At 68.6% G+C, this 20,828-nt stretch carries 14 protein-coding genes; 6 read left to right on the top strand and 8 right to left on the bottom strand.

The annotated features are described in order from the left end of the window. The first annotated feature begins 75 nt into the window (after nt 1-75). Nucleotides 76-2,457 carry an MmpA family trehalose lipid delivery protein gene (locus tag NFL01S_RS37150; protein ID WP_062979036.1) on the top strand — a complete coding sequence of 794 codons (2,382 nt, stop codon included), beginning with the start codon at nt 76-78 and terminating at the stop codon, nt 2,455-2,457. A gap of 344 nt (nt 2,458-2,801) precedes the next feature. On the opposite strand, the gene NFL01S_RS26500 is transcribed toward NFL01S_RS37150, so the two are convergent. Next, nucleotides 2,802-4,001, bottom strand: coding sequence for a glycosyltransferase family 4 protein (locus NFL01S_RS26500; RefSeq protein ID WP_062979035.1), 1,200 nt, complete (start codon nt 3,999-4,001; stop codon nt 2,802-2,804). Nucleotides 4,002-4,249: 248 nt separating this feature from the next. Here NFL01S_RS26500 and NFL01S_RS26495 point away from each other — a divergent pair, with 248 nt between their 5' ends. Next, complete coding sequence (locus NFL01S_RS26495) at nt 4,250-5,146, top strand: class I SAM-dependent methyltransferase (protein ID WP_245670896.1); 897 nt, start codon at nt 4,250-4,252, stop codon at nt 5,144-5,146. Here NFL01S_RS26495 and NFL01S_RS26490 read toward each other — a convergent pair. The 5 genes from NFL01S_RS26490 to NFL01S_RS26465 all read right to left on the bottom strand — a co-directional run bounded on the left by NFL01S_RS26490 (nt 5,143) and on the right by NFL01S_RS26465 (nt 11,166). Next, nucleotides 5,143-5,457 carry a hypothetical protein gene (locus tag NFL01S_RS26490; protein WP_062979034.1) on the bottom strand — a complete coding sequence of 105 codons (315 nt, stop codon included), beginning with the start codon at nt 5,455-5,457 and terminating at the stop codon, nt 5,143-5,145. The two genes, NFL01S_RS26495 and NFL01S_RS26490, sit on opposite strands and share 4 nt — an antisense overlap. A 323-nt stretch (nt 5,458-5,780) precedes the next feature. Beyond that, nucleotides 5,781-5,963 carry a hypothetical protein gene (locus NFL01S_RS26485; RefSeq protein WP_062979033.1) on the bottom strand — a complete coding sequence of 61 codons (183 nt, stop codon included), beginning with the start codon at nt 5,961-5,963 and terminating at the stop codon, nt 5,781-5,783. Between the two features lie 534 nt (nt 5,964-6,497). Beyond that, nucleotides 6,498-8,330: a phosphoenolpyruvate carboxykinase (GTP) gene (locus NFL01S_RS26475; protein WP_062979031.1), complete on the bottom strand. Its 1,833-nt coding sequence runs from the start codon at nt 8,328-8,330 to the stop codon at nt 6,498-6,500. A 243-nt stretch (nt 8,331-8,573) separates the two neighbouring features. Further along, on the bottom strand, nt 8,574-10,121 hold the full coding sequence (locus NFL01S_RS26470) for a hypothetical protein (protein WP_245670895.1): 1,548 nt from the start codon (nt 10,119-10,121) through the stop codon (nt 8,574-8,576). After that, nucleotides 10,108-11,166 (bottom strand): hypothetical protein, encoded by a 1,059-nt coding sequence (locus NFL01S_RS26465; RefSeq protein ID WP_245670894.1) that lies wholly within the window; start codon nt 11,164-11,166, stop codon nt 10,108-10,110. The genes NFL01S_RS26470 and NFL01S_RS26465 overlap by 14 nt, the downstream gene beginning before the upstream one ends. Nucleotides 11,167-11,352: 186 nt before the next feature. Here NFL01S_RS26465 and trmB point away from each other — a divergent pair, with 186 nt between their 5' ends. Genes trmB through NFL01S_RS37685 form a run of 3 tightly spaced genes read left to right on the top strand, consistent with a single transcriptional unit; the run spans nt 11,353 to nt 16,656 of the window. After that, nucleotides 11,353-12,171: a tRNA (guanosine(46)-N7)-methyltransferase TrmB gene (gene trmB, locus NFL01S_RS26460; RefSeq protein ID WP_062979028.1), complete on the top strand. Its 819-nt coding sequence runs from the start codon at nt 11,353-11,355 to the stop codon at nt 12,169-12,171. Next, nucleotides 12,171-12,899 carry an NYN domain-containing protein gene (locus tag NFL01S_RS26455; protein WP_062979027.1) on the top strand — a complete coding sequence of 243 codons (729 nt, stop codon included), beginning with the start codon at nt 12,171-12,173 and terminating at the stop codon, nt 12,897-12,899. Before trmB ends, NFL01S_RS26455 begins: the two co-directional genes overlap by 1 nt. Before the next feature lies 1 nt (nt 12,900). Then, nucleotides 12,901-16,656, top strand: a complete 3,756-nt coding sequence (locus tag NFL01S_RS37685) for an MMPL family transporter (protein ID WP_062979026.1) — start codon at nt 12,901-12,903, stop codon at nt 16,654-16,656. Between the two features lie 231 nt (nt 16,657-16,887). On the opposite strand, the gene NFL01S_RS26445 is transcribed toward NFL01S_RS37685, so the two are convergent. Together NFL01S_RS26445 and NFL01S_RS26440 are read right to left on the bottom strand one after the other, a co-directional pair. Beyond that, nucleotides 16,888-17,586 (bottom strand): DUF1707 SHOCT-like domain-containing protein, encoded by a 699-nt coding sequence (locus NFL01S_RS26445; RefSeq protein ID WP_062979025.1) that lies wholly within the window; start codon nt 17,584-17,586, stop codon nt 16,888-16,890. 75 nt (nt 17,587-17,661) lie between these two features. Then, nucleotides 17,662-19,059 carry an AI-2E family transporter gene (locus tag NFL01S_RS26440; protein WP_245670893.1) on the bottom strand — a complete coding sequence of 466 codons (1,398 nt, stop codon included), beginning with the start codon at nt 19,057-19,059 and terminating at the stop codon, nt 17,662-17,664. Between the two features lie 169 nt (nt 19,060-19,228). Here NFL01S_RS26440 and NFL01S_RS26435 point away from each other — a divergent pair, with 169 nt between their 5' ends. Then, complete coding sequence (locus NFL01S_RS26435; RefSeq protein WP_210745227.1) at nt 19,229-20,776, top strand: adenylate/guanylate cyclase domain-containing protein; 1,548 nt, start codon at nt 19,229-19,231, stop codon at nt 20,774-20,776. Nucleotides 20,777-20,828 lie beyond the last annotated feature (52 nt).

The following is a 20,828-nucleotide window of genomic DNA, read 5'->3' as shown; positions in this document are numbered from 1 at the left end:
GGGCAAGTCTTTCACCCGTGGCGCCGAGTGGACCGGTCCGCCCCGCCCGGACTCGCGAACGTAGGGTGACTGGCCGTGGGTGCACAACGAGCGGGCCGGTGGACACGGTGGCTCCCGGCCGGATACAGCCTGCTGCTCACCCTCCTGATCACCGCCCCGCTGCTACGGCCCGGCTATCTCCTGCTCCGCGATGCCGTGAGCATTCCCCGCTCCTACCTCACCGATACCGCGCTCGGTCTGGGCGACGCAGCGCCCCGGGCCGTACCGCAGGATGCCCTGCTCGCCACGCTTTCGGTACTCGTCGACGGCGGCGTGGTGGTCAAGGCGATCCTGGTGGCCGCGCTCTGGGCGGCGGGCTACGGCGCCGCGCTCCTGGCCCGCCACCTGCTGCGGGCGCCGCTCACCGCGCAGCTCGCCGCCACCACGCTCACTGTCTGGAACCCCTACGTTGCCGAACGCCTGCTACAGGGGCATTGGAGCCTGCTCACCGGCTACGCGGCACTCCCCTGGATCGCGCTGGCAGCCCTACGGGTCCGCCGCGGCGGGACAACCGCCGAGGCCGGCTCCATAATTCCGCCGGACACCACCGCAACCGAACCTCGTTCCGGTGACCGGGTCGGACCCGATGCGAGACCGGATTCCGGCAATGGACCCGAGCGAGCACCGGAGCCGGCAATCAGGTTCCCGGTGCTTCGGCGAAAGGCCACGGAGCTGACCGGAACCGGCTTCGGGTCCTGCGCCTTCCGGAACTGGGCCGTGCTCGTCGGCCTTCTCGCCGCGGCAGGGCTCACTCCGACCGGCGCGCTACTGGGCGCAATCGTCGCCGTGGCGATTGCCGGTGGGCGACGGTTGGCCGGTGTACTCCTGCTCGTCGTGGCGGCCTGCCTGCCGTGGCTGCTGGCCACCGCCGTTTCCGGGGTCGCGGCCGAACCTTCGGATCCGGCGGGTGTTCCGGCTTTCGCCGCCCGCGCGGAACCCTGGCTGGGCACGGTGGGCAGTCTCGCCGGGCTGGGTGGGATCTGGAACGCCGATGCCGTTCCCGATTCCCGCACCACACCGCTGGCCGCCGCCGCGACCGTCCTGCTGCTGGCCGTCGTCGCATTCGGAATCCGCAGGGTGGCGGCCGCGGACGGCGACCCCGAACGCACCCGCGCCCGCCGAATCCTGCTCGTCCTCGCCGCGGCGGCGGTCGCGCTCCCGGCCCTGGCCGCGACCCCGGCCGGGCTGGCTGTCATGGAGTGGCTGGTCGTACATATTCCCGGCACCGGACTGCTCCGCGATACACAGAAGTTCGTGGCACTCGCCGTCCCCGGATACGCACTGTGCGCCGCGGCCGCCTGCTCTATTGCGACCGGCCGCCGATCCACCGATGACGCAGCTGCGCAATACGAGGATTCCACCCTTGTACCCGGTTCCGCCGGCCCGGCGCCCGTCTCCCCCGCCGACAACCGGCCCGGAATCGACCGGCTCCCCGATCCCGCATCCGGCGGAACGCACCGTGACACCGGCAGCGCCCCCCATGGGCCGGCCTCGCAGGGCATACCGGCCCCGACCTCGACCGAACCGGCTGCGTCCGCCCCCGGCGGCCTGACCGGCTCCCGCCCCGGCGACGCACCCGCTTCCCATTCCGGCGGCGACTCCGGCGGCACGGAAAGTCGCCCGGGCGGCAACGCAACCGGCTTGCATACCGAGCGCGCAGAAGGTTCCGGTGCCGACCGCCCGATCAGCCCCGGCTCGGGTGGCACGGGCGGCGGGCCGGCAGCCGGCGCGTCGGATTCCGTCCCGCCCGAGGAGACGCAGACCACGGGCATCCCCGCCGCCGACCGGCCCGAGCCTGTGCACGCATCGATTGCTCTGACCGTGCTCTTCATCGGAATGCTTCTCCTGCCGCTACCCGACCTGGGCTGGGGTGTGGGCGGGCAGATGCGTGCCGTGCAGTACCCGGATTCCTGGGCCGAGGTGGCCGAACGTATCGACGGCCCCGGTGATATCGCGGTTCTACCCGGCGGCATGTTCCGGCGCTTCCCCTACTCCGGTACGGCGCCGGTGCTCGATCCGGCCCCGCGAATGCTGCCGCGCGATGTCCTGCAAACCGGTGCGCTGCCGGTCCGCGACGAGACCGTGACCGGGGAGGGCACGCGCGCGCAGACCGTGGAAGACCTGCTGCTCACCGGCGGCGATGCGGCCGAACTCGCACGACTGGGTGTCGGCTGGGTCCTTGTCGAACGTGATTCGCCGGGCCCGCTGGGCGAATCCGCGACCACCCTCGCCCAGCTGAATCAGGTTTTCGACAGCGAAGAACTGCGCCTCTACCAGGTCCCGGGCGTGGCACTCCGGCCCGCGCCGGAAGACCGCGCGCTGCTGATCGGCGCACATATCCTGTGGGCGCTACTCCTGGTGACACCGCTGCTCGCGACGCTGCTTCCACGTATCCGGCGCCGCCGAACGCTCGACTGAGACCACAACGGCCGCGCAGCGAATGATTCCGGATGCCTACGCGTGATTCCGAACGCCTATCGGTGCGCAGACCGGCGGCACCCCGGATAGCGGAGACACCGCCACGGGCACTCCTGGCTGCGCGCGGAAGCCGCGGGGACCAAGCAAGAAGCCCGAGTACACCGACACGCGACCCTGCTGTTTTGGTGCACTCCAGCGCGGATCGGACGCGGCACCGCTGATGCTGCTCGAGAGCGGACCGACCGCCGGCAACGGCTCGATGCCTCCCGAGGTTCGGAAATACCGCCGCTGAGCGACCGGTACACGAGTAATCGGTTGACCGGCTCGCCCTGGCAATCGCAGGCTCAGGCACCGACCTCGGTGATCTGCGACGCGCGCTCGTCTCCCGGAGAAATCAGTCCACTGACCCGTCGGCCCGTGGCGGCGGCCGCCAGTACTTCGTGCACGCCCGCGGCCGTATGTTCCCAGGAGAATTCCCGAGCCCGGGAACGCGCTTTCTCGCCCATGATGGTGCGGGCGGCGGCATCGTCGAGCAGTTCGCCGACGATGGTCGCCAGCTGGTCCGCGTCGTCGGCCAGCAGTCCGGTCACCCCGTCGATGACGGAATCGGTGAGGCCCCGGGAGGAGCGATAGCCGACGGTGGGTACCCCGTGCTGCGCGGCTTCGATCACCGCCAGCCCCCAGCCCTCCTTGCGGGACGGCAGCACATGCACCCAGGCCCGGGACAGCAGCTCGTGTTTACGGTGTTCGCCGACATGCCCGTGGAAGGTGACCGCGTCGGCGATGCCGAGGGCCGCGGCCTGATCCTTCAGCTTGTCCGCCCACCAGCCACCGCCGATCACATCGAGGTGCAGGGCGGGGATCCGGCCGCGAAGCCGCGCTACGGCGGTGAGTGCGTCCTCGATCTGTTTATGCGGTACCAGCCGCGACAGCACCACCACCCGCGGTTCGGGCGTACGCACTGCCGCAGTCCCGGTGGCGACTCCGGCGGGAACGGGCTCGGCACCGTTGCGGACGACCGCGATCCGGGACCGGTCGACGCCCAGTGTCGCCAGTTCTTCCGCGGAGGGCAGCGAAACCGTCAGGTATTGGTCGTGACGATGGATGCGCGGCGACAGCGACGATTCGATCCACCAGCCGATCCGCCCCACGAGCTTGCCGGCGACCGGCCATTGTTCCCGGTGCCCGTGATGCACCAGCACCACCGACGGCGCGCCCGTAACCAGCCGGGCGAAGAACGGGATGCCGTTCTGCGTATCGATCACCGCGTCCGGCCGCACATCTTTCAGCGGGCCCAGCCCGAGCCGCCCGAACAGGATCGCGGCCAGCGCCCGGGGATATACGGTGAACCGGCCCCCACCGCGGCTGATATGGATACCGTCGAGCCGCTCACGTTTCGCCGCCCCGGGATAGCGGGCTGTCCGCAGGGTCACCCGCACACCGCGGGCGGCCAGTTGGGCACCGACCTGCTCCAGGTACCGTTCACTGCCGCCACCCTGCGGATGCCCGGTATCACGCCAGCAGAGTAGGAGTACTTCGCGCACGTCGGGGCTTCTCCGGTTGGTCGGGTCCCGCGGACGGGACTGTCGCAGTGGTCCCGCGGACGGGACAGGCATCGCGCTACACCCTAGCGCGCAGTTCTCCCCGGCAGGTCGTCCCACCTGCATGTCTCATGCTTTTGCCAAGGTCGGGCCGCCGGCCCGCCCGCAGGGCAGCAGAAATGTGACCGGAGGTCTCTGCGGCGTGCCGCCGGAGATATTGTGGTCTGCCACAATATGCGAGACTCGGCATCGTGCTCGACGCCGAGGAATCCCCCATGGTCCGGATACCGCCCGCTGCGGCGGACCCCGCCTCCGCAACCGCCGGTGTTCCCGGCCCCCGGGCGGCGGATGGGGTCGTACCGCGGCAGCCACGAAAACGGTTCCGTTTCGCGCGGCGCGCCACCCTGGGCCGCTCGGTCCGGCTGCTGCGCAGTTTCCGATTCGAGCAGACCGACCCCGCCCGGTTCTACGGCGGTATCGCCAGCGACAGCGTGCATCTGCTCGGTGATTTCCACGCCGATCTCACGGGGCGTGATCTTGCCGGAACCACCGTGCTGGACGTCGGCGGTGGTCCCGGCTACTTCGCCGACGAATTCGCCCGGGCCGGCGCCCGGTACATCCCGGTCGAGCCCGACCCCTCGGAGATGCATGCCGCGGGTATCGCTGTTCCGGCGGCAGTGCGCGGCTCCGGGATGGCGCTGCCGTTTCGCGACGATGCCGTCGATATCTGTTTCTCGTCGAATGTGGCCGAACATATCCCGGATCCGTGGCGGATGGCCGACGAAATGGTCCGGGTGACCAAACCCGGCGGGGTCATCGTGCTCTCCTACACCGTGTGGCTGGGACCGTTCGGCGGCCACGAAACCGGGCCCTGGCATTACCTCGGTGGCGAGTACGCGGCGCGCCGGTACCGCCGGAAGAACGGACAGGAGCCGAAGAACCGTTTCGGGGTGTCGCTGTTCGCGGTGCCCGCACGAGACGGTGTGCGCTGGTCCGAGCGCACGCCCGCGACCGTGCATGCGGTGTTCCCCCGATATCATCCACGCTGGGCCTGGTGGCTGGTCCGGATTCCCGGACTGCGGGAGCTACTCGTCAGCAATCTGGTGGTGGTCGCCGAAAAGCCCGGTGGGCCACCGCGGCGCGGCTAGAGCGCGAGTTGCGGGCGATGCCGGCCGATCCGGTCGCGCCAACCGTTGCGTACCACGGGTTCGGCCCGGGTCCAGGGGGATTCCTGGATGGCCAGCCCGACGGTTTCGAGTGTCGTGAGCCCGACCTGATCGGCCAATCCCCCGACCACCGCCACTGCTTCGGCCGCTTGTATGGCGGCCATTGCTTGTTCGGTAGTCAGGGTCCGTCCCGGTAAGAACGAGACGACCCAGCCGCCGCTGCCAACGCTTTTCGCTTGATGGTCGGTCTGGTCGCTGGTCATCAACGCCCGGCCGATCACTTGCACCGCCATGAACGCACTCCCGATTGTGGGTCTTCGGTTCGATGAATGGAGCGAGCTGATACCTAGCTAACATCATGCGCGATCCAGCAACAAATCGCAATAGTGCGTTCGATGAAATACGAACCGAGAGGGAAGGATTCGGCGTCCGGTCGGTCGTCGGCCAGCGGGCAACGCCCACAAAAAGGCACGGACCAGCATCGGAAGCCGTATGAGTCCGGCTGCCGCGCAGCACAAACCCTGCCACAGTCGAACAGCCGGCAACCCGTAATACATGAAATACCCCCCATGACAGAACATCCCGAACGCCCTCGGGAAACCCCCTGGCGAGCAAACTATTCGGTAACCAGCAACGCCCGCAGAATCTGGCCACCATCCGGCGACCCGTCGGCCGCGTCGACCACCTCCACCTGCCAACCCTCCGGCAGCGCCGACTGCAACCGGCCGGCGGCTCGCTGCAGCGGAGTGCTCACCGGAACATCATCACTGGACTGCGGGGACAGCTGCCCTTCGGCCATTTCCAACCACCTCTCGCGCAGTGATCGGCTCGGGCCGTGGATCGTGCGACAGGCGGGCCGATCAGGAGCGGAACAGTCCGGCAATCAGCATTGCGTGAGCATGGGATTCGATACACATCCAGAATAAGGCAAAACCGCCCATACCACCCGCCGCCGCACCGACCGCACCCGGCCACCCGCCCACAAGAAGAGCCGCCTCGTTCGCACACAGGACACGACACCGAACAAACAAAACCGCCCCCCGGTCGCACACCACCCAGGCCAAGCCCCAAATCGTGTCAACCATCCGGCTCTGCCCGCACTCCCCTTCGACACGCGCGGGTGGGGCCCACCCGGTTCTGGAGTGCGGGGGAGCACAGGAGTGAAGACCCGGGCCCACCAGGGCCCCACCGTCGAGACGCGGAGCGCTCCAAAATCACAGCCCAGCCCGCGGATGCTCTACCGCGAGAGACGAACGATCCACCCCGACAGTGAGGTCACAGCATCGAGGGCGAGCGCCGCCGATTCACAGCGCTCTCCCTCGAGCCGCCGATATCACCGAATACGCTGTTTCAGCGCCTCGAATTCGTCCCGCACCCCGGAAGGCAGTTTGTCGCCGACGAATTCGAACCACTCTTCGATGAGCGGGATCTCCGCCCGCCACTCGTCGGCATCCACCGCCAGCGCCGCGTCCACATCGGCCGGATCCACATCCAAGCCCGCCAGATCCATCTGGGCGGCCGTCGGCACATTGCCGATCGGGGTGCTCTCGGCCGCGGCCGTACCCTCGATCCGGCCGACAACCCATTCCAGGACACGCGAGTTCTCGCCGAAGCCCGGCCACAGGAACCGGCCGTCGTCGCCACGGCGGAACCAGTTCACGTAGAAGATCTTCGGCAGTTTGGCGGCGTCGGCGTTCTTACCGACGTTGATCCAGTGCGCCATGTAGTCGCCGACGTGGTAGCCCATGAACGGCAGCATGGCCATCGGGTCGCGGCGCACGGTGCCGACCTTGCCTTCGGCGGCTGCGGTCTGCTCCGAGGACAGGGTGGCGCCCATGAACACGCCGTGCTGCCAGTCGAAGGATTCGGTGACGAGCGGGACCGTGGTCTTGCGGCGCCCGCCGAACAAGATCGCCGAGATCGGCACGCCCTGCGGATCGTCCCATTCGGCGGCCAGCGTCGGGCACTGCGACATCGGGGTGCAGTACCGCGAGTTGGGGTGCGCGGCCAGCGTTTCGGTTTCCCGCAGGTACCAGTCGTTGCCCTTCCAGTCGATCAGGTGATCGGGCTCGCCTTCGAGCCCTTCCCACCACACATCGTTGTCGTCGGTGTGGGCGACGTTGGTGTAGACGGTGTTACCGGCTTCCAGCGTCTCGATCGCGTTCGGGTTGGAGGAGCGGTTGGTGCCCGGGGCGACGCCGAAGAAACCGAACTCCGGGTTCACCGCGTACAGCCGGCCGTCCTTGCCGAACCGCATCCAGGCGATATCGTCGCCCAGGGTTTCGGCGCGCCAGCCCGGGACCGTCGGCTGGATCATCGCGAGGTTGGTCTTACCGCAGGCACTCGGGAACGCGGCAGCCACGTAGTACGCCTTGTCCTCGGGCGAGATCAGCTTGAGGATGAGCATATGTTCGGCCAGCCAGCCCTCGTCGTGGGCCATGGCCGAGGCGATACGCAGCGAATAGCACTTCTTGCCGAGCAGCGCGTTACCGCCGTAGCCGGAGCCGTAGCTCCAGATCTCGCGGTCCTCGGGGAAGTGGGTGATGTATTTGGTGTCGTTGCACGGCCACGGGACATCGGCCTGACCCTCGGCCAGCGGCGCGCCCACCGAATGCAGTGCCTTCACGAACGGCCGATCCGTGCCCAGCAGATCGAGTGCAGCCCGACCCATACGTGTCATCACCCGCATGGAGACCACCACGTATTCCGAATCGGTGAGTTCGACACCCAGCTTGGGGTCCTCGGCACCGAGCGGGCCCATGCAGAACGGCACCACGTACATGGTGCGGCCCTTCATCGAGCCGCGGTACAGCTCGGTCATGGTGGCGCGCATCTCGGTCGGGTCGACCCAGTTGTTGGTCGGACCGGCATCCGATTCGGATTTGGAACAGATATAGGTGCGCGATTCGACCCGGGCCACGTCCGAGGGGTCGGATAACGCGAGGAACGAGTTCGGCTTCTTCTTCTCGTCCAGCTTCTTGAAGGTGCCCGCCTCGACGAGCTGAGTGGTGAGCCGGTCCCATTCGGCGTCGGAACCGTCCGCCCACACGACTCGCTCCGGCTGAGTCAGTTCGGCGACCTCCTGAACCCAGGCGAGCAGTTCGCTGTGTTCGGTCGGCGCGGTGCCGTCGGATCCACGAAGACCGGGAATGGTCGCTGAGGTCATGAAAACTCTCCTGAAATGGGCGGCAATAGCTGCATCCGCCCTGGCCCTCGGGCCCGTGACCAGCGCGAAAACACCTAGCGCCACCATTGGCGGGTGAGGCGCCCGCTACGGCCCGCTGTACCCACCACCGGGTATCCGGGGGTGGGTACCAGGACCAAGCGGACGCCCAGGTTCCTGTCTAGAGGTTAACGCGGTATTGCCGCCCCCATGGAAGCGGGTTGCCTATCAATAGGGGTGGACAAACTAATTTCCGGAATCCGGCGTCCACTGCTCGAGTATCTGCCGGTCACGTGCACAGGCGGCAAGCCGGCCGGGCTGTCCGGAGGTGGCCCGGCGCAACGCGGTTTCGAGCTCGGCGACGCGCCGGTCCACGGCGAGCATCCGATCCGCGGCAGACCGGACCATTTCGTCGGACAGTTCCGTTTCCGCCTCCACCAGCGCGGTGACGGCACGCTGTTCGAGCTGGGCCTTCACATTCGCGACGGCGTCCACGACCCATTGCCGCAGGTGATCCCGGTCAGCGAGCTGGCGGCGGGCGCGTACTACCCAGGCCGCGGCACCCGCGCCGAGCAACAAGGTCACCGGGATCGTGGCCACGTCCAGGGCGGGCACCAACGCCAGCGGTGAGACGAGCAGGCGTCCCAGACCGACCCCGGCCGACGCACCGACAACGATCATGAGGTGATCTTCGACACCCCGGCCACGGGGTTGCGGATCCGGGCCGAGTGTGGGTGCCGGGTCGTGCCGGTAAACCGGGGCCCGGTCCGGCGCGCCGGGCCCGGCGGCCGCCGCGCGCGCCCGCAACTCGGTGAGCCGGGCGGCGATATCGCGGTCGACCGTATCGGTGAGCGCCGCCACGGCGGAACGCAGGCGCTCCGGGAATCTGACCCGGCCCGCACGGTCCAGGCGGTCGAGTTCGGTGCGGGCTTCGGCGTGCAGCGCGCGCACCCGGTGCCCCACCTGGGTCAGCAGATCCATCCGCGCCAAGTTCAGCTGGGCACGCAGCGTGGATACGGCGACCGCCCGCCCGCCGTCGCGTTCGGCGAGCAGACGTGCTCGTTCGGCCCGGAGCATTTCGGCTTCGCTACCGGCGGCGAGCAGCTTCTCCTCCTGTGCGATGCGGTCGAGGGTCTGGGCCACCACCTGCGCGGCCGCGGCGGACCGGCGGGTGTCCACGGTGGTGGTATCGGTGGTGAGTGCGGCCAGCCGGGCATGCAGCGAGGCGAGGCCGGATCGGTCCAGCAGCGCCGAATCCGCGGCCGTCCGGGCGGCGAGCGCCAGCCGGGCGGAAACCGGCACGATCTCACAGTCGAGTCCGGCGGCGGCGAGGAGTTCGGCGCTACGGTCGCGGACCGACTGCCAGTCCAGATGGGCGTGGGTGCCGTTCAGAACCAGCAGCACCCGGCTGCCGGCCGCGCTCAACCGGCGGACGAGATCGACTTCGGTGGCACCGATCACCACACCGGCATCCAGGACGAGCATGGTGACCGAGCCCGAGCCCGAGGCAGCGCCGGCGAGGTCGGCCGACGGTGCGCTCAGATCTATCCGGGGTGCGAAACGGGCGAGTTCGGTGCGTAGCAGGGTGGTGTTCGCGTCGTCGGGGCCCAGCAGCCGGACCTCCCCGTTGTTCCCGGCGACTGTCATGGTGTCGAGCAACGCCATCCCCTGGGGGTTCCAGCGGCGCACCACGGCGGCGACCGGTTCGGGGAACGTCGCACCGTGCGAGGTGGGAGCCGTGGCGGCAGAGCCTGCTCCTGACCCGGTATCCGACCCCCGGTCAGAGTCCGACACTGCTCATCCGTTCCCATACCCGGACGTAGCCGTTGTGTACGCGTACCGCGGCCCGGCGGGCGGCCGGCGACAGGTCGCTGGCGACCACGGCCCGCCAGCGGATGGCGCGGGCCAGGGCGTCGTCGGCGTCCTCGGGTTCGAAACGGGGATAACCGGCGGCCAGATGCGAGACCGCCGGGTCGACCAGTCCGCCGCACAGGCCCAGCCACCTCGCCTCGTCGGTGTCCAGGTATTCGGTGATCAGCGCACGCGCCCGGCTGGTGCCCTGCGGGACAGCTCGCGCCGCCAGCCGGGTCAGTTCGTCGACCAGCCCGCCGGCCCGCCGGGATATCGCCTGTTGATAGCGCAATCCGAGCAGGCTGGCCACCGGCTCGATCCCGCTTACGGTGTTCAGGATCTGTAGCACCGTCTGCGGGGTGAGATCGGGTTCACGTTCGAGCGCCGCCAGCACACAAGCGATGCCGTACAGATCCCAGCGTTCGAGCAGATCCGCCCGCTCCTCGGTATCGGGCCCCGCGGACGGAGAGACGAACGCCTCGGCCGATACCGCCGACAGGGAACGGTTACCGGCGTGCCGGCGCAGCAGCGCCAGATCGGCCTCGCGCAGCGCACCGGCGACCGTTCGCGCGGCGAGACTTCCGACGATCGGGAAGGCCGGCAGCCCGAACGCCCGGGAGAACTGGTCCGCGGCTGCTACCGCATCGGCCCAGCCGGTGCCGATCGCGTCGGATTTGTTCACGACCACCAGCGTGCGCTCCGGCGGTAGCATTCCCAGAATCCGCCGGTCCCCCGGCGACGGAGTGCTGGCCAGGACATAGATGATGATGTCGGCGTCGAGCACGGGGTCCGGAAAACCGGGTTCGTCGACCGGCGCGGTCTCGGCCCCGTGCGCCAGTCCCAGCGCCTCGGCCACCGTGGTGCGCCCGGACCGGGCGCGACCCGCCACCTGCGCCCGCGGTAGCGACCGCCAGCGCTGGACCGCCGCCTCGATCCCGTTCGCGACACCGGTGTCCACTCCGTCGCCCATTCGCAACGTCGAAATCATCCGCTCGAGCGGATCCGCTGCCCCCACCTCCCGCATGTACCTGTCCGATCTTTCGACTCTCACCGTTGGTACCCCCTGTTCCGGTGCGCATTCTGTCAGAAGAGCGCCCACGGCGCGCCGGACCCGGTCCGCGCTCGGCTACCAACGGGTAGCCACGGCCCGGTCCGTTGCGTCCCGGAACCGGCCATGCGGGACAATAGAGCCGTGAACGACGCCGTGCACCCCAGCCCCGAGTCCGTTCCGGTGACCCTTTCGGATACCTCCGGTGACACCGGGGAACCTCGTCGGCACCGGACCGGATCCCGGCTCTACCCGCGGGTCACCAGTTTCCGGTCCCGGCGCGGTGCACTCACTCCCAACCAGCAGAAATCCTGGGATCGCACCTGGCCGCTGATCGGCCGCGAGGTGGCCGACGAACCGCTCGACGCCGACGCCTGGTTCGGGCGTCCGGCGCCGCTGGTCATCGAGATCGGCTGCGGAACCGGCACCGCGACCGCCGAGATGGCACAGGCCGAACCGCATCTGAACCTGATCGGTATCGAGGTCTACCAGCCGGGCCTGGCCCAGCTCGTCCAACGGGTCGAACGCGACGGGATCGGTAATATCCGGTTGCTGCGCGGCGATGCGGTAGATGTGCTGGAGAACATGATTGCTCCCGGATCGCTGACCGGCGTGCGCGTGTTCTTTCCGGACCCGTGGCCCAAGGCGCGCCACCACAAACGGCGGCTGTTGCAGCCGGCCACCCTCGCCCTCATCGCCGACCGGCTGCGGCCGGGCGGAGTACTGCACGTGGCGACCGACCACGCCGATTACGCCGAGCACATCGCGGCGGTCGGCGCGGCAGAACCCCTGCTCGTCGGCTTGAACGAAACCACCGGCGGAGTGAGCGCCCACCATCGCGAATCGGCACCGATCGGGTTCGAACGCCCCGTCACCAAATTCGAGAGCAAGGCACATCGGGCCGGAAGTGCGATCAACGAGTTCATATGGGGCAAGATCGAATGATGAGCGTCAGTGAGATGGCCCCGTCCGGCGGCGAGGTTGCCGAAAGTCTGCACGAACCCGGTGCCGAGGCCACCGGGCCCGATCCGGACAGACTCCGGCGCGTGCTGCTGGTCTGGGACGCACCCAACCTCGACATGGGTCTGGGCGCGATTCTCGGTGGCCGTCCCACTGCCGCCTACCGGCCCCGGTTCGACGCGCTGGGCCGCTGGCTGCTCGCCCGCACCGCCGAATTGTCCGCCGGCGAGAAACAACGGGTGGAGCCGGAAGCAACGGTATTCACCAATATCGCCCCCGGCACCGCCGATGTGGTGCGACCGTGGGTGGAAGCGCTACGCAACGTCGGTTACGCCGTCTTCGCCAAGCCCAAGATCGACGAAGATTCCGATGTCGACTCCGATATGCTCGGCCATATAGCGCAACGCACCCGGGGCGCGGGCCTGGCCGGAATCATTGTGGCCTCGGCAGACGGCCAGGCATTCCGTGAACCACTCGAACAGCTCGCTGCCGACGGAATCCCGGTTCAGGTACTCGGCTTCCGCGAGCACGCGAGTTGGGCCGTAACATCCGATACTCTCGAATTCGTCGACCTCGAGGACATCCCGGGCGTATTCCGTGAACCGCTCCCGCGGGTGAGCCTCGACTCGTTGCCCGACGAGGGTGCCTGGCTGCAGCCGTTCCGGCCGCTGTCGGCGCTGCTCACCTCTCGCCCCGCACAAGGAGTCGCTTAAAGTGTTCACCCGCTGGGGCGATCTGGTCTACCGGCTGCGTTTCGCCGTTATCGGAGTCGTTGTCGCAGGGATGCTGGGGCTGGGTGCCTACGGTCTCGGGCTGGCGGATCACCTGACCTCCAGCGGTTTGTTCGACCCGAATTCGGAATCGGTGCAGGCCGCCGAGATCTCCGATGAAGCATTCGGTCGCGATCACAATGCCGATGTGCTGGTGCTCTATACCGCACCCGAAGGGCAAACCGTCGATTCCGATCCCGCGTTCCGGGACAAGATCGTCGACAGTCTCAACCGGCTGCCGCGGGAACACCCCGACCAGATCGCGAAGGTCAACGGTGCCTACTGGAAGACCGAGACCGGCGAGGCCCAGCCCTCGGTTTTCGGTTCCAAGGACAAGACGAAAACCTTCGCCTCTGTCGCGATCGTCGGCGACAACGACGACGACATGGTCCGCAACTACCGCGCCGTCCAGGAAGCTTTCTTCATCGACGGGGTCGACGTGCAGGTCGCCGGCCTGCAACCGGTGGCGGGCACGCTCAACGACACCATGGCGCACGATACGAAGCGAATGGAGCTTCTCGCCATCCCGGCGGTCGGCATCCTGCTGTTCTTCATCTTCGGTGGTGTGGTCGCCGCCGCGCTTCCGCTGATCATCGGCGGTCTGACCATTATCGCGGCGAACGGAATCCTCACGGGGGTGGCGCAGCTCACCGACGTGAACACCTTCGTCGGTGCCGTGGTCTCGATGATCGGCCTGGGTCTGGCCATCGACTACGGCTTGTTCATCGTCAGCAGATTCCGGGAGGAACTGGCCGAGGGGTACGACACCCCGGCCGCTGTCCGGCGTTCGGTGATGACCGCCGGGCGGACCGTCGTGTTCTCCGCGACCATGATCATCGCCAGCCTCGGCGGACTCCTGCTGTTCCCGCAGGGCTTCCTGAAATCGATGGCCTACGGCACCATCGCCACTGTCGCCTTGGCCGCACTCGGCTCCATCACCCTGCTCCCCGCCATGCTCGGCGTGCTGGGGCGGCGGGTGGACATGCTGAGCTTCAAGAAGATGCGCAAGACCAAATCCGCGGAAGAGGTCGAGGCGAGTATCTGGGGGCGGGCCACCACCTGGGTCATGCAGCATCCCCTCAAGATCGCCATCCCGATCTGCGTCGGGCTGCTGCTGCTGATCATCCCGGTGAAGAACCTGGCCTTCGGCGGTATGAGCGAGAAGTACCTGCCGCCGGACAACGACGTACGGCTCGCGCAGGAGGAATTCGATCGAACCTTCCCGCTGCGCCAGTCCGACCCGATTCAGCTGATCTTCATCAGCGAGAACACCTCCGCGATCGGGAAACTGCTGCGGGAGGCGGATAAGGCGCCCGGTCTGGCCGATGCCGCCGGCTTCGCGGTGCCGTCGCAATCCCCGGACCAGCCGAATGTGTTCCGCACCGACGCGACGCTTGTCGACTCCGACAACTACCGGCCCACCGTGGATTATCTGCGGTCGATCGACGTGCCGGACGATGTGACGATGCTGGTCGGCGGGCAGCCGACACTCCAGGGCGACAGTATCGACGCCCTGGTCGACCGAATACCCCTGATGATCGCCGTGGTGCTGCTGGTCACGACGGTGCTGATGTTCTTGACCTTCGGCTCGCTGGTGCTGCCCATCAAGGCGGCGTTGATGAGCGTGCTCGGCCTCGGTTCCACCCTGGGCATCCTGACCTGGATATTCATCGACGGCCACGGCGCGGACCTGCTGAACTTCACCCCGCAGCCGATCATGTCCCCGGTGCTGGTGCTGATCATCGCGATCATCTACGGCCTGTCCACCGACTACGAGGTCTTCCTGCTGTCACGGATGGTCGAGGCCCGCGCCCAAGGCGCCTCGACCACCGAAGCCGTACGGATCGGTACCGCGCACACCGGGCGGATCATCACCGCCGCCGCCCTCATCCTGCTGGTGGTGACCGGCGCGTTCGCATTCTCCGATCTGGTGATGATGCAGTACATCGCCTACGGCATGATCGCCGCGCTGATCATCGATGCCACCGTCCTGCGCATGCTGCTGGTCCCCGCGACCATGAAACTGCTCGGCGACGACTGCTGGTGGGCACCGGCCTGGATGAAACGGATACAGCAGAAGATCGGCCTCGGCGAACCGATCCTGGACGACGAGCGCCCCGGTGCGGGCGATCTGGTGGACCTGGTCAAGACGACGCCGGTCACCGATCCCGTCACCATGCAGATGCCCGCGCTCGCATCGGAAAAACAACGTAAGACACCGGTGCTCAAACGCAGCCGCGAGGAGATCGAGGCGGCCGCCCCCACCGCGCATATGAGCGCGGTTCCCAAGAGTGCGCGCAAGGGCGCCGACAAACAGGCACCGGCCGCTTCCACACCGACCGCGCCGAAACAATCGATGCCCACGCCACCCGACCCCACCCGGCCACGCGCCACCCCACCGGCGGGCGAGGAGCTCGGTCCGGGCGGGCGCGAGGACGATCCCACGGCGACCGGCCGGCACACCCGCCCGGCGGCCGAAGAGAACCGGGCACCCGCGCGCGGATCCCAGCCACCCCCACCGCACCGCCCTCGGCCGCCGGCCGACGACTCCGCCGGCGGTTCGCGAGCCACCGGTCCCGACCGCGGCGCCACCGACGCCGCAGTTCCCCGGCAGAGCGGTCCCGGGGCGCTTCCTGGCCGTGCACCGGAATCCGGTCGCACTCGGGGCGCCACCGACCGCGGCAACGAATCGCCTCCTGTACCTCCGGGACCCGGTCCCGGTCGGCCGGGCGGCCCAGGCGGTCGATCAGGCCCGGCACGCCCCGGCAACCCGTCCGGGCCGGCCCAACCCGGTAGCCCATCCAGGCCGCCCCGGCCGAGCAACCAGCCCGGCGCAGGCCGGCCGGGGAATCAACCCCGCCCTGACCAGGCCGGGAACCAGGCAGGGCAGCAGACCACGCCGGGTAGTGGTGCGCCCGGCCGCCCGAACGCCGGACCACCGCAGCCGGGTCCATCCGGCTTCGCGACGCCGACCCTGCGTGGGCTGTTCGCCTCCGAACCGGTCGAGGATGCCGAGAGCCGCGAAGTATCAGGCCGCACCGTCTACCCGACCGCCGCGGATGCCCCGCCGCTGCCGCCGACACCACAGCAGGCGCGGATAAACAATGATCCGGCGGCACCCCGGCAGGACAGCTCCCTGCGGCTTCCCGGCCGGCCCCCGGCACCGCCGCGCCCGGCCGGTCCACAACCGTCCGGTGGTAGATCCGAGCCCGGTCCCGGCCGGCCGCCGGCCCCGCCGCGCCCGATTCAGAACCAGCGGCCGCCCGGCTACCCGGACTCGGGTTCCGCACCTGACCAAGGTTCGCAACCACGGCCGATGCCCCGCGTCTCCAACCCGGGCAGCGGATCTCCGGCTGCTCCCCAGTCGGGCCTGCCGGACCTGCCGCGCCGCGTGCCCCGTGGCCTGCCACCGGAAATGCCCGCCCAGTCCCGTAATCCGCAACCGCCGGCGCGGCCCACCCCGCCGGCCCGGCCGCGACCGGACAGCCTGGCCGAACAATCGGCCGGATCGGCGGGTCCGCAACAGGAACCGGATCCCCGGGAACGCAACAGCATCGAATCCTGGATGGCCGGTCTGCGTTCGGCGCGCCGGCAGCAGGCCGGAACACCGCCCACCGCCGATGAGACCGGCAGACACCACGGTGAAGGACGTTCGGTCAGCGTGAACGAATTGCTGCGCCGCCGCGAAAATCCGGAGTAGTGACTGCTCGTCGTGGGGTTGCCGTTGCCGTCGGCGAGGCTCGTGCACACCCGTGACGTCCGCTGTCTCGGGCGCCGGGGCACTGCGGCGCCCCGGGCGATGACCGCGCTGCGGGCCCGGCCCACACCGGCTCGAGCGATCGGCCAGTTGTGCTGTTTTCTCCCCGTGGAACTCGTGCCGCGGCAACACCGCGAATCTCGCCACCGCAACGCCGCGAGTCTCATACACGGTTCACTGGCCGAACAGGCGCCGCCAGTGGGCCATGAACGGTTGTTTGGCGGTGACCGATCCGAACCGGACCCGGCCGTGTACCAGGAGATGCAGCGGACCGATCGGGGGACCGCTGCGGACCTTGTTGTTCACGCTGGACCCGATCAGTTCCAGTCGGTCCAGGTCGACCGTCGCCTCCTGCGGGACGATCAAGGTGAGCGAACTGGCGTAGTCGTCCACCTGGATCTCCACCACCTGGGTGGTCATCACCGCCTGGGTGAAATCCAGGGTTACCCCGGAGAGCCAGCTGTTGACCCGTAACACCGGCGCGACCTGCCAGTCGCCGCGGCGAGTGACCCCCGACATCCGAGGACGGATGATTCCGCCCTGCACCACGCCCGACAGCGGCGCCCGCGCGGTATCGCCGGGTTGCGGCAGCGGTGCGGGTTTGCCCGGGCCCGGCTGCGGCACGCTGGGTTCGCCGATCAACCGCACGCCCGGCAGATCGACGAGCACGGAATTGAGCTCACCGCGGGTCTTGGCGGCAAGCGCGGTATCCATCCGTTCGGTGAACTCGCCCAGCGACAGCATGCCCATACCCACCGCGCGTTGCAGCAACTGTCCGACGTGTTCCCGTTCGGCATCGGAAACACGCAGGTCCCGGTTGCCGACCTGGCTACCGGGACCCGCACCGTCGAATACCGGATCGGGGCCATTCATGGTTTCGAGATTACCCAGCAGCGGCCCCGTCCCGCATCAGGGCATTCCCCGATACGGTGGGCCTTCGCTGCCGAATCAGGCCTGGTGACCTCCCGTTTCATCGGGGTCGGCCGGATCGGCCGGCGGAGTCTTCCCCGGGTGTCCTTCCGGTGGGCCGGGGTCCCCGGCGGTGACGCGCTCCGCAGCGGCGGCCAGGACCGGGTTCGGCACGGATCCCGGTGCTTGCGGATCCAGAGGTTCGGCGTCGGCCGACCGCGGCAGGGTCAGCCTGCGCTGTGCTTCGGCGAGCAGCGCGGCGATAGCGAATCGCCCTGTCCCCTCCGAGCCGGGGGCCGTGGGATGTTCGGGTGAGTCGGGTTCGGCCGCATAGATACCCTTGCGGTCCGCGGCCAATTCCGCGATCAGTTCTTCGGGGTCCTCGGCGAGCAATGAACGGATCGCGGTATTCAGCACCGCCACCAGCGGTACTGCCAGCAGACCGCCCGCGATCCCGCCCAGTACCAGGCCCGCGGCGATCGCCAGCACCACCGCCAGCGGATGGATCCGCACGGCCCGGCCGAGCAACAGCGGTTGCAGGACATGGCCTTCCACCTGCATCACCGCGACGATGATGCCCAGCACGATCAACGCGGTGACGAAACCTTTGGTGACCAGGGCGATGAACACCGCCACGAAACCGGCCAGGAACGCGCCGATGATCGGGATGAACGCGCTGATGAACACCAGCGAGGCCAGCGGTAGCGCCAGCGGGACCCCCAGCAGCGCCAGTCCGGCGCCGATACCGATCGCGTCCACGGCCGCGACGGCGACGGTGGCCCGCACGAAACCCACCAGCGACCCGAAGCCGAGTTCCCCCGCGGTCCGCACCTGTTCGCGGTGCGCGCGCGGCACGATGCGGGTCACGAATTCCCAGATCTGGTATCCGCTGTAGAGAAAGAAGATGAGGATGAACAGCGTGAGGAAGGTGCCGGTGAGGATATGGCCGATCATCGTCGCGGTGGTCAGCGCCCCGCTGGTCAGCGTGTCCTGATTGGACTGGATCGTGCGGATCGCCGCATCGCCGGCCGTACGGATCTGGTCGTCGCTCAGATGCATGGGGCCGTTGATGAGCCAGTCCTGCACCTTGTGGATGCTGCCGGTGAACTCGTCGGACAGCTGCGGCACACCGACCACGAACTGCTCCACGACAAAGGTGACGACCCCCGCCACCAGGCCGAGCGAACCGACCAGGGCGACCACGACCCCGAGCCCCCGCGGCACACCGCGGCGCTGCATCCAATCCACGAGCGGAGCCAGCAACGCGGCCGCCAGCAACGCTATGGCCAGCGGAATCACCACGGTGTCGAGCCGCCGCACGGCCGCCGCGAGCACCGCCACCAGGGCGAAGATCACCAGCAGTCGCCAGGCCCATTCGGCGGTCTGCCGCACGATCGGGTGAACGGCGTCTGCAGCAGTCGGTTTCGGCTCGGTCACCCGGCCGAGCCTAACGAGCGCGCCGGGAACAGGCCCCGCACCGGGCCGCGCCCGGTACGGGGATACCGCGTCCCAGGCCCGCGGGGCCCAACCCGGGAGCGCCAGGGCGTCGGGGCCGGACGCTAAGTTAGTACTTGTGTCAGCGCCATTGGAAGCGGTCAAACAGACCATGCATACGCGCTGGCCGCTGTACCTCACCTCGATGTTGCTCGCCAACGCTTTCGGTGCGGTGCTGGTGTGGGCATTCATCCAATACGGGCTGCCGGTGCCGGAGGGCGAGCAACCCGGAACCCGGCAGATCGGGCTACTCGTACCCGCGGTGGTGTTCGTCACCGGCGGGGTGCTCAGCGTGGCCGCCTCGGCGCTGATGCTGCGGCCGGTGATGCGCTGGCAGGTGCGCGGCGGACCACCCAGCCGGCAGGAACAGATGGCGACGCTGCACGCGCCGCTGCGGCAGGCGATCCTGCATCTCGCGTTGTGGATTCTCGGTGGCGCCGTCCTGGCTACCGCCATCATCTCCGAGACTCCGGCGCTGGCCGGTACGGTGATCATCACCGAATGTATGGCCGCGACCATCGTGTTCGGTTTCACCTACATGCTGGGCGAGCGGATCCTGCGCCCTGTCGCCGCCGAAGCCCTCAGCGCGGGCCGTTTCGATCACACCCTGACGCCCGGCGTCGGTACCCGGATGGCGATGACCTGGGGTATGGGGACCTTCGCCCCCACGATCGCGATCGTATTGCTGTGCGTGACCCAGATCTCGTCCGACGTGAAATTCTCGGCGCAGTCGCTGGCCGTTTCGATCCTGCTGCTGTGCGGGGTGGTGATCATGCAGGCGCTGGCGTTGTCCATGCTGACGGCGTCGAGTATTTCCGATCCGGTCCGCCAGCTCAGTCAGGCCATCGACCAGGTGCAGAACGGTTCCCGCGATGTGCAGGTCGAGGTTTTCGACGGGAGCGAGATCGGGCTGCTGCAGGTGGGTTTCAACCGGATGATGGAGGAGGCCGCGAGCCGGCAGCGGTTACAGGAACTCTTCGGCCAGCATGTCGGCGCCGAGGTGGCGCAGCGGGCCCTGGATTACGGTACCGAGCTCGGCGGGGAGACCCGGTTCGTGGCGGTGCTGTTCGTGGATATGGTCGGTTCCACCGCCACCGCCGCCGAACATCCGCCGACCGAGGTGGTGAATCTGCTCAACGAATTCTTCCGCGTGGTGGTCGATGTGATCGATCGCCATCACGGATTCGTGAACAAGTTCGTCGGCGATGCCGCGCTGGCGATATTCGGTGCCCCGCTGGACCGCCCGGACGCGCCGACTGCGGCGCTGGCAGCGGCCCGGGATCTCCGCGCGGCATTGCGGTCGATTCCGGGCCTCGATATCGGTATCGGGGTTTCGGCCGGGCTGGCGGTGGCGGGCAATATCGGTGCGGCCAATCGATTCGAATACACGGTGATCGGTGACCCGGTGAACGAGGCTTCACGGCTCACCGAACTCGCGAAAGATCATCCGGGCCGGACGCTGGCCTCGGGGTCGGCACTGTATTTCGCCGAGGAGGGCGAGCAGCGGAATTGGACCGCCGGCGAGGAAGTGCAGTTGCGCGGGCGGCGGCGTAAGACGAGATTGTCCTGGCCGAGCGATTCCGTGGACGAAACCGCCACCGCGCCCGCCGCGGCGGCCGGCGAATCGCCCTCCGCCGCCGACGAGGCGGAGCGCACCTAGCAGGCGCTCCCGTGAGTCCCGGCTGCGGGTCCGGGTCGCAGGCCATCGGCGT

This window comes from Nocardia flavorosea NBRC 108225 (assembly GCF_001613385.1).
Taxonomy (GTDB): domain Bacteria; phylum Actinomycetota; class Actinomycetes; order Mycobacteriales; family Mycobacteriaceae; genus Nocardia; species Nocardia flavorosea.
Note: the sequence above shows the minus strand (reverse complement) of the source record. Positions and strands in the feature narration are given on the sequence as shown.